Genomic DNA, 10,238 nt, shown 5'->3' with positions numbered 1-10,238 from the left:
TTTGCCCATGTGAGTTCTTTTGCAATCAGCATCTTTAGCGCTATTCTGATAGCAATTCTTTTTAACCCCCTCAGAAATAAAATTCAGATTCTGATAGACAAAGTTTTTTACAAAAAATCATACGATTACTATGCAATCATACAGCAGGTAAGCTCTACTCTTGCCTCAATGTTTGAGCTGAAAAAGATTTTTCAGTTTAGCGGCAATGTAATCTATGAAGTAATGGGGTTAAAGAGCGTTTATCTGCTTGCTGCGGAACCCGAAGGCGCTTATGAGGTTGTTTATGAGATGTCTTTAAAAAAGGATAAAAGCAGAAGAAAGGATGAACCTGTCAGGGAAGAAGAAATTAAGATAAGTGAATATACCGGGGTTATTAAATTCCTTAAGTCATCAGATGAGATTCTGATTAAGGATGAACTTCCGGGATATGAAAAACTTTTTGGTATGAAAACAATTGAACTAATCAAAAAAGAGCTTGGAGTTTTCCACGGCGAAGCTGTAGTCCCGGTTTTTATTGATAATAAACTGTCTCTTTTGCTGATTCTCGGTGGAAAAATATCCGGTGATACATTTACTGATGAAGATATTAATTTGCTAAAAACCATTTCTTACCAGACGGCAATTGCCATTAAAACCGCGCGGCTGTATTCTGAAAAAGTCCGCGCAGAAAGGCTTGCCTCAATAGGCATGATGTCGGCAAGTTTTGCGCATGAGATAAAAAATCCGCTGACTTCAATAAAAACTTTTGCCCAGTTAATACCTGAAAAATATACAGATGTGGATTTTAGGGAAAATTTTTCAAAAATTGTTGTAAGCAGCGTGCACCGGATAGACAGGCTTATTACAGACCTTCTGGATTATTCCTCGGACAGGATGTTTATGGGCGTGAGCAGTTTAAACATAACAGATGTTGTAGACAGGACTCTTAATGAAGTAAAAACCACCCTTGAACTTGAGAAGAAAAATATTAGCTTTGAAAAAAATTACAAAAAAGTTAAAATTAATATATTAGGCGATGAAAGCAAATTAAGACAGGCGCTGATTAATATAATCTCTAACGGCTGCCAGGCTATTCCTAATGACCGAACCGGGATATTAAAAGTAGGTATTTATCTGAACAAGGAAAATGTCAGCATATCTGTGACAGACAACGGTGAGGGAATATCACCTGAGAATATGCCGAGGATGTTTGAGCCTTTTTTTTCTACAAAGACGATTGGTGTGGGACTGGGGCTTGCTATAACCAAGAAAATTATTGAGAATCACAACGGATGGATATCTGTTGAGAGCAAATTAAAAGAGGGGACGACTTTTACGCTGATACTCCCCATGCAAAATCACGGCAAGTAAAAACGGGGTAGTAAAAAGAGAGGAGACATGGAACTTCTGGCACTGCTTACAAACAGGGATGATATTATTCCCGAGGTCAAAACGGCGCTGAAAAAATATACGGTATACCCGCTTAAGACACAGGAGGAATTTGAAGACCTGCATACGAATATCCCGATTAACCTTCTGCTGATAGATTCTGGTTCGCACCGGCTGTCCCATCTTGGAGACCTGCTTGGGAAGATGGATAATGATACGGTCATACTTATCACACCTGAGAAACTTGACAGGTTTGCCATCGGAAATCTGCCGCCGGGAATTTTTGATTGCGTTCATATACAAGAGGTCCGCGCAGAACTTTTAGCTGTAACAGAGCGGGCGCTTGATAAACAGAGGTTGAAGAATTTAATGACCCTGCTTAAACCTTCAAAAGATAATTTTATTGTATCTGAGGCAGATAATGAAGATGGTTTGTATGCAGGACAGCAGCCGGGGTACAGGCAGATGAGGTTTGAAGGATTTCCGCTTAAAGACGGCTTCGGCGAAGGGAAATCACTGCAGAAAAAGGCCTTGGTTAATTTTGCCAAAATGCTGACTGTAAGTTTTGACATGAGAAAGCTCTTCAATCATTTTATGGATTCAGTTGCAGAGATTATTCATGTAAGCAAAATGTCAGTCATGCTTAAAGACAAGGACGGTTTTTATATTAAGACTCACTATGGGCTTGACCCCTACATTGCCGATAATCTCAGATTAAAAAAAGACAGCGCGCTTGTAATATGGCTTGCCAGAACCGGCAGGATAAGGCACAAGCCTTTAAGCCCCGGAGACACGGCCTCTGTAAATATAAATAAAGAAATGGAACTCCTGCAGTGTTCATTTTCCTTCCCGCTGCTGCACAAAGGGAAGCTGATAGGCATTTTTAATATAGATAATAAAATTACTGAAGAGCCATTTTACAGGGAAGAGCTTGAGATAATATATGTTCTCTGCAATTACCTTGCTGCTGCGGTGAAGGATATAGATTTATATCATCAGATACGGTATCAGAAGGAATTTACAAAAAATATTCTTTCCAGCATGACAAGCGGTGTGATTGCCATTGATAAAGATGAGAAGATTACTGTCTTCAACCAGCAGGCGGGCGTGATTTTAGATATGAACCCCGCAGAGATGATAGGCTGCGATTTAAGAAGCCTGCCTTCTCCTTTAGGCGACCTGCTTTATGAAACAATGACGACAGGCACGACTTATAGACGTTATGAGGCCGAGATTCTTGAGAAGAAACTGCCTATTGGGATAAACAGTTATAGGCTGCTTGATGAAGGTCAAAGCCCTGCCGGCGCCGGCATTGTTTTCAGCGACTTGTCCGACTTTAAAGGGCTTGAAGAGCAGAAAAGAAGGGTGGAGAGGCTTGAAACAATGAACGACCTTATGGCAAAGATTGCCCATGAAGTCAGAAATCCCATGACATCCATTTATACCTATACACAGCTTCTGCACGACAAATATAAGGATGAAGAGCTGAATAATTTTTATACAACCGCAGTATTTCAGGCAATCCATAAACTGGACAGCCTTATTGATAAACTTGTGATATTTTCAAGCAAGCCCGAGTATAACCTTAATAAAGAAAATCTGAATTCTATTATTGACGAATCTGCTGATTATATCAAAAAAACACTGCCCGAATCACACAAATTTTCAAAACAGAATTTTGACATAAAAGTATTTGTCCATGCCGACAGAAAGCTTCTTGCAAAGGCCATCTGCTACCTGATTTTTAACGCAATTGATTTAACACCCAAAGGCGCCTTTATTTACCTCGGTGCAAATAACATGTCAGACGACGGGGCATATGCGGAGATATTAATAAGATATAACGGCGTGGAGCTTTCCGATAAGGAAAGGCAGGATATGTTAAAGCCGCTTGTAAATATTGACAACCTCGGCAGTGAGCTGAATATCCCGATCAGCCGCAAAATTATTGAAGAACATAATGGAAGCCTTGATTTAAAAAGCGGGCAGGGAGCTAACTCCTTTGTAATCAGATTACCTGTCATTGACAGGGTTGAAGAGTTGAACGGCTCAAGGTCTATAACCTATAAAGGGGGAGATAATTAATGGACAGCAAAGAGCGAATTCTTGTTATTGATGACGAATTGATACCGAGATACTCCATTCAGCAGGTCTTAAAGGACAGGTACACAGTATTTACAGCCGCCGGAGGCGCCGAAGGCCTTAATTTTATGGCGCATACTCCTGCAGATCTGGTGGTGCTTGATGTAAAGATGCCGGATATGGACGGAATAACTGTATTAAAGGAGCTCAAGAAAAACTATCCTGCAACCGAAGTTGTTCTGCTGACTGCTTATGCCAGTATTGAATCGGCAAGAAGCGCGGTGCGCCTTGGCGCCCTTGATTATCTTATAAAGCCTTTTGATAAAACGGATGTTCTAAATGTTGTGGAGAGGGGGCTTCATAAAAAGCGGGCGCATGAAACAGTAAGGGTAGAGCGCGACAGCCTGCTGGATAAGAATAAATATTTGGAGGAGCAGATAGCAAAGGCAAGGGAAAACATTATAATGTGCTATGACGGTACGGTAAAAGCCTTGATACTTGCCATTGACGCAAAAGACCATTACACCTCGGACCATTCGGAAAATGTTTCAAGGCTGTCTTCTTTAATAGCTGAGTCGCTTGGTATGCCAAAAGACATACGGGATGAATTAAGTCAGGCGGCCCTTATTCATGATATCGGGAAAATAGGCGTTGATGAGGCAATTCTCAGGAAGAAAGGCGCTCTGACGGCAGAGGAACTTGCTGAGCTTAGAAAACACCCTGAGATTGGCGCCAGGATTGTCAGCGCCGTGCCTTTCCTTGAAAAAACATCACAGATAATTCTATATCACCATGAGGCATATGACGGCTCCGGTTATCCCGAGGGTTTCAGAGGAGAGGAGATACCCCTGCCGGTAAGGATTATTTCTATAGCGGATGCGATAGATGCAATGAAGCATGACAGGCCATACAGGAACAGGCTCCTGATGGGCAGCATAATGCAGGAACTTAAGAACGGCGCCGAAAGTCAGTTTGACCCGTTTATTGTAGATTTGATATTCAAGCGGAAGATACTGGAAAAATAACAAGCAAACATCAAACCCGAGGCTTGATGTTTGCTTGTTATTTCAGGCCGAGGACGTCCTGCATATCGTACAGTCCGGGTTTTTGTTTTGAGACCCAGAGCGCGGCCTTAAGCGCGCCTCTTGCAAAGGTATCCCTGCTGGAGGCCTTGTGAGTGATTTCAATCCTTTCTCCAAGCCCTCCGAAAAATACGGTATGTTCTCCGACTATGTCGCCGGCGCGTATGGTCTGTATCCCGATTTCCTTTTTTGTGCGTTCACCTGTCAGCCCTTTTCTTGCATAAACGGCGACTTCGTCCAGATTCCTGTAGAGAGACTCTGCAAGGACCTGAGCCATTTTCATTGCAGTTCCTGAAGGCGCATCTTTTTTCAGCCTGTGGTGCGCCTCAACTATCTCAATGTCGTAATCATCTCCGAGAACCTGCGCAATATCCCCGAGGACTTTTAACAGAAGGTTTACTCCCACGCTCATATTTGGGGCAAAAACACACGGAGCTTTTTTTGCATATGATTTAATATCCTCAATAATTTCCTTTGGAAGCCCTGTTGTGCCTATGACCAGGGGAACCGGGCTGTCATGAAGGGCTTTTAGATTTGAAGATGTTGACTCAGGACTTGAAAAATCTATACACACGCCGGTTTCCCCTGCCACCTTTTTGATATTATCAGCAAGGCTTATGCCTGTTTTGCCAAGGCCCACTATCTCCCCGATGTCCTGCCCGATGTTTTTATGCCCGCTGCGCTCAACGGCGCCGATGAGTTTTATATCTGCGTAATCTTTTGAAAGTGCAATGATGCGGCCCCCCATTTTCCCTGCCGCGCCTACCACAGTTATATTAATCATGGTCTTTCTCCTTTTCCGGTTCAGATAAAATTTTATCTAATTCGTCTTCAAGCCTTCCGTCAATTTTATATTCCTCTGACGCCCAGGCCCCGAGGTCAATGAGTTTGCACCGTTCAGAACAAAAGGGTCTGAAGGGATTGCCTTCCCACTCAGATTCTTTTTTGCATACAGGACACTTTATTTTCATAAATTCTAAATTCCAAAATTCAAATGTCAAATAAAATCCTAAATCCAAACTTCAAAAATTCAGACATTTAGTCATTTGAAATTAATTTGTCATTTAGATTTTGGCCTTTGATATTTGCTGTTTATACCTCAATCTCTCCGTCAAAAACCGTCACGGCAGGGCCTGTCATGTACACATGATTGTTTTTGGCCCATTCAATTATAAGTTTTCCTCCGAGGAGGTGAACAGTTACCTTTCTGTTGCTGAGCCCGAGCAGCGCTGAGGCGACTGCAGAGGCTGATGCGCCTGTGCCGCAGGCCATGGTCTCTCCAGCGCCTCTTTCCCAGACCCGCATCTTAATATTTTTACGGTTGAGTATCTGAATGATTTCAACATTTGTCTTTTTCGGGAATATGCCGTGTTTTTCAATCACAGGACCGTACAGGCTAACCGGAAACGATGCAATGTCATTTACAACAATTACTGCATGCGGATTGCCCATTGAGACGCAGGTGATTTTGAATTTTCTGTCATCAACTCGCAGGGGGTAGTTTATTATGTGTGACAAACTGTTAGAAGGTTGAATTATGAAGGCTGCTTCAGCCTTACCTAGTCTTACCGGTATTTTCTCAGGTTCAAAAACAGGCTCTCCCACGTCAACTTTTATAAGACCGCCTTTTTTCTCAAGATGTATTAAGCCCGCAAGGGTTTCTATAGACAGATTTGAGATTTGAGATTTGAGATTTGAGATTTTTCTGTCCCATACATATTTCGCAAGACAACGGATGCCGTTGCCGCACATCTCGGCTTCTCCGCCGTCCGGGTTGAATATGCGCATTTTAAAGTCTGCCTTTTTTGAATTACACAACGCTAAAAGCTGGTCAGCTCCTATGCCGAATTTTCTATGGCAGAGTTTTTTTGAAAGCAGGGAGAGGTTTTTTAGCTTTAATTTCCTGTTGTCAATGACAATGAAGTCATTGCCCAGCGCATGCATCTTTGTAAATTGCAGTTTCATTTTAAAAACCCCGGCACTTTCTCTCCATGGAGAAGGTCTTTATATGTTTCCCTTTTGCGAATAATAAAAAATTCCTTTCCCTTAACCAGCACCTCTGCCGCCCTTGGTCGGGCATTATAATTTGAACTCATGGAAAATCCGTATGCGCCGGCGCTCATGACGGCAAGGAGGTCATCCTGCCGGGGACGGCGTATCTTCCTGTCCTTAGCCAGAAAGTCCCCTGATTCGCATATAGGACCGACGATGTCTGCGAAGATCTTTGCGGTATTCTTTTTTACTACCGGCAGTATTTCATGGTAAGCATTATAAATACTGGGTCTTAGGAGGTCGTTCATGCCCGCATCAACAATAATGAATTCCCTGTCAAAGCCTTTTTTAGGGTAAAGGACCTTTGTTACGAGAATCCCTGCGTTTCCGACTATTGACCTCCCCGGTTCAATAACAAGCGTAAACGGGTATGTCTTAAGAAGCGGCAGAATTGCTTTTGCGAGGTCTTTAGGATGAGGCGGCGCTTCTCCGTTGTTGTAGGGTATTCCGAGCCCGCCGCCGATATCCAGATATTTAATGCCTATGCCGCATGACTTTAAAGTGTTTGCAAATGAGAGCACTTTCTTCAGAGCATCAACAAAAGGAGCGGTCTTTAGTATCTGCGAACCGATGTGCTTATGTATGCCTAAAACTTTTATATTCGGCAGTTTATCTGCAATCTTGTAGTGCTCAAGCGCCTCGTCCAACGGAATGCCGAATTTATGTTTTTTAAGCCCTGTTGAAATATAAGGATGCGTCCTGCTGTCAATATCAGGATTAACCCTTAATGCTACCGGCGCCTTTACTTTCAGCTTCCCGGCAATCCTGTTTATAGCCTTCAACTCCTCTGCGGACTCAACATTAAACATGAGAATCCGCGACTTGAGTGCGAATGCGATCTCCTCTCCGGTTTTTCCAACCCCTGCATACACTATTTTTTCAGGGAGAATGCCCGCTTTCTTTGTGATGAAAAGCTCTCCTCCGGAGACGACATCCGCGCCGCCGCCCTCTTTTGAGAGGATTTTTAATATTGAAGCATTTGGATTGGCTTTAAGCGCAAAACAAATAATATGCGGATAACCGTCAAAGGCTTCCCTGTAAGCCCTGTAATGCCTGATGAGGGTGCTGCGGCTGTAAATGTAAGTCGGAGTTCCCACCTTTTCCACAATCTTCCTGATAGGAACGCCCTCTGCATAAAGCTCTGAGTTTTTATAAGTAAAGTCGTGCATTCTGCCAAAGCCCTTTCATTGTTTATGATTTTTTAACATAGAGAGTACTAAAAGTCAAAAGATTGTTATAATTAACAACAGTGAACAGTGAAAACTATGGAATTTTTAAAAAAGGCAAAAGAGACAATTGACAGATATTCAATGCTTTCAGAAGGCGACCATGTCCTTATCGGTCTTTCCGGAGGCGCAGATTCTGTATGCCTTACGGTTATTTTAGGCAAATTACAAAAGGATTTCAACCTCGGGCTCAGTGCGGTCTATGTGGACCACGGCTTAAGGCCTGATGAAACGGCTGGTGAGGAGTCGTTCTGCAGGACGCTTTGCGGCACGCTCGGGGTGGAATTTCATCTAAAAAAAATTGATGTAAGAGGATATGCCAAAGAGGGGAAATTAAACATACAGAATGCTGCAAGGGAGTTAAGGTATCGGGTATTTGGAGAACTTTTGCATGAGATAACTGCCTCAAAGATTGCCCTCGGACATAATGCTGATGATCAGGCTGAGACATTTTTAATGAGACTGCTCAGGGGCTCAGGGCAAAGGGGGCTTTCCGGCATACCGCCTGTGAGGAAACTACAGTTAGAAGTTAAAAGTGAAAAGTTAAGAGTTAATAAAAATATACTGATAATCAGACCGCTGATTGAAATTGAGAGGAGTGAGATAGAAGAATTTTTATTCCAGAACTCTTCACTTTTCACTTTTAACTCTTCACTGCCGTTTATGGTTGATTCCTCAAACCGTAAAAAAGATTATTTCAGAAACCGGCTGAGGCTTACAATCATGCTTGAGCTTAAAAAGCAAAGCCCTGAGTTTGTCCGAAGCGCCGTCAGGACTGCTGATATTATCAGGGAAGAAGATGAGTATCTTGAACTTATTGTCACTAAAACATTGATGAAACTTATAAGCAGAAAGGGCGGAGATTCAATTGAACTTTTTCTTTCACCCCTTGAGAACATTGATAAAGCGCTGCTCAGGAGGGTGTTTAGAAGGGCGGTTGATTCTGTGGAAGGGTTAAGGGAGATTGACTTTATCCATATAGAAGATGTTATCCGGCTTGTCAAAAAAGGCAGGTCAGGAGACAGGATTTATCTTCCGAGGGGGATAAGGGTTATTAAGGGATATTCAACACTTGTTTTTACATCAAAAAATACCGGCATGAAATTGCCGCATTGCACCTTTGCGGTTCCCGGGAATTTGGAATTGAAACAAGCCGGAATTGTCCTCAAGGCGCAGATGCAGGAAAAAATTCAAGATGAATTATCTGACGGCAGGTCTTCTGCTGTTTTTGATTTTGATAAACTACAGATTCCGCTTGAAGTGCGGGCCAGGGGAAACGGCGACTATTTTTATCCTGCAGGATTTGGGAAAAAGAGGAAACTTCAGGATTTCTTTGTTGACAGTAAGATTCCTCGTGATGAAAGGGATGCCGTTCCGGTCCTCATCTCAGGAAAAGACATCATCTGGGTTGTGGGACACAGAGCAGACGAGAGGTTCAGCGCTAAAGAAGACACGAAAAAGTTTTTGGTTGTGAAGGTGATACCATTGCAGGGAACATTGGAATAGGGCAATTTAAAAAATATATAAACAGGTGCTCCTCAACGAACGTCATCCTCCGGCTTGACCGGGGGATCCAGTATTTAAAATAACTCATGGATTCCCCGATCAAGTCGGGGAATGACAAATTCTGAGTTTTTAGGCATGTTCTGTACCATCAGTTTAAAAACCGTACCCGCACCTTTGTGCCTTTTTTTATGAATTCTTCCTCTTCAGGCAGGATAATAAAGCTGTTGGCAAGCATCATTGATTTTAATATGCCGGAGCCCTGCGGGCCTGTGGTCTTTGTAAGGTAACCGCCATTTTCCCATCGTGTCCGCGCCCTCAGAAAATATCTCAAGCCCTTTTTCTTTTCTATGTCTTCTTCAAGAAAGGCATCTGCTTCCTGTCTGTCGTCTGAGGTCTGCCCCAGCATTTTTAGTATTGCAGGCCGTACGAAAAGTTCAAATCCGACCATGCTTGAAACAGGATTTCCTGGAAGCCCGAATACTGGTCTTTCTCCCAGCGTGCTGAATAGAATCGGTTTGCCGGGACGCATTGCAATCTTCCAGAATTTTATGTCTGCGCCCATTTTTGTCAACACATCTTTTACAAGGTCGTAGTCTCCCATAGAGACGCCGCCTGATGTGAGTATCAAATCACATACCAGCGCAGATTCAATTTTTTCCCTGAGATCTTCCGGTTCATCTCTGGCAATCCCTATGTTTACGGGAATCCCGCCGTAGCTTAAAATCTGGCTGTATAAAGCATAAGTGTTGGAGGTGCGGACCTTCCCCTGCGGGGCCTCCTCGTCCGCGTCAACCAATTCATCTCCTGTGGCTAAAACAGCAATCCTCGGTTTTCTTGTAACCGCTGTCTTTGTGATGCCCAAAGCCGCGAGCATTCCTGTGTGCGCCGCCTTAAGCAGAGTTCCTTTTTGTATGACCAGTTC

9 protein-coding genes are annotated in these 10,238 nt (G+C 43.1%); 4 read left to right on the top strand and 5 right to left on the bottom strand.

The window, feature by feature from the left end; all coding sequences use genetic code 11:
* From HZA10_03720 to HZA10_03710, 3 genes are all read left to right on the top strand, one after another.
* Positions 1 to 1,350, top strand: a 1,350-nt coding sequence (locus HZA10_03720) for a hypothetical protein (GenBank protein MBI5195412.1), incomplete at its 5' end; no start/stop codon positions are given.
* A 27-nt stretch (positions 1,351 to 1,377) separates the two neighbouring features.
* Positions 1,378 to 3,453, top strand: coding sequence for a GAF domain-containing protein (locus HZA10_03715; protein ID MBI5195411.1), 2,076 nt, complete (start codon positions 1,378 to 1,380; stop codon positions 3,451 to 3,453).
* Positions 3,453 to 4,475 (top strand): response regulator, encoded by a 1,023-nt coding sequence (locus HZA10_03710; protein ID MBI5195410.1) that lies wholly within the window; start codon positions 3,453 to 3,455, stop codon positions 4,473 to 4,475. Before HZA10_03715 ends, HZA10_03710 begins: the two co-directional genes overlap by 1 nt.
* 37 nt (positions 4,476 to 4,512) lie before the next feature.
* Here HZA10_03710 and dapB read toward each other — a convergent pair whose 3' ends face one another.
* From dapB to lysA, 4 genes are all read right to left on the bottom strand, one after another.
* The gene (gene dapB, locus HZA10_03705; GenBank protein ID MBI5195409.1) at positions 4,513 to 5,316 is read right to left on the bottom strand and encodes a 4-hydroxy-tetrahydrodipicolinate reductase; all 804 of its coding nucleotides are present in this window, start codon (positions 5,314 to 5,316) and stop codon (positions 4,513 to 4,515) included.
* Positions 5,309 to 5,503, bottom strand: coding sequence for a DNA gyrase inhibitor YacG (locus HZA10_03700; protein MBI5195408.1), 195 nt, complete (start codon positions 5,501 to 5,503; stop codon positions 5,309 to 5,311). The genes dapB and HZA10_03700 overlap by 8 nt, the downstream gene beginning before the upstream one ends.
* Before the next feature lie 121 nt (positions 5,504 to 5,624).
* Positions 5,625 to 6,491 (bottom strand): diaminopimelate epimerase, encoded by an 867-nt coding sequence (locus HZA10_03695; protein MBI5195407.1) that lies wholly within the window; start codon positions 6,489 to 6,491, stop codon positions 5,625 to 5,627.
* Positions 6,492 to 6,493: 2 nt separating this feature from the next.
* Positions 6,494 to 7,753, bottom strand: coding sequence for a diaminopimelate decarboxylase (gene lysA / locus HZA10_03690; protein ID MBI5195406.1), 1,260 nt, complete (start codon positions 7,751 to 7,753; stop codon positions 6,494 to 6,496).
* Between the two features lie 96 nt (positions 7,754 to 7,849).
* Here lysA and tilS point away from each other — a divergent pair, with 96 nt between their 5' ends.
* Positions 7,850 to 9,316 (top strand): tRNA lysidine(34) synthetase TilS, encoded by a 1,467-nt coding sequence (gene tilS / locus HZA10_03685; protein ID MBI5195405.1) that lies wholly within the window; start codon positions 7,850 to 7,852, stop codon positions 9,314 to 9,316.
* A gap of 148 nt (positions 9,317 to 9,464) precedes the next feature.
* On the opposite strand, the gene HZA10_03680 is transcribed toward tilS, so the two are convergent.
* Positions 9,465 to 10,238: molybdopterin molybdotransferase MoeA (locus HZA10_03680; GenBank protein MBI5195404.1), on the bottom strand; the 774-nt coding region annotated here is incomplete at its 5' end.

The organism is Nitrospirota bacterium, from assembly GCA_016212185.1.
GTDB lineage: Bacteria > Nitrospirota > Thermodesulfovibrionia > UBA6902 > DSMQ01 > JACRGX01.
The sequence above is the reverse complement of the archived record's forward strand: the minus strand, read 5'-3'. Positions and strand labels throughout refer to the sequence as shown.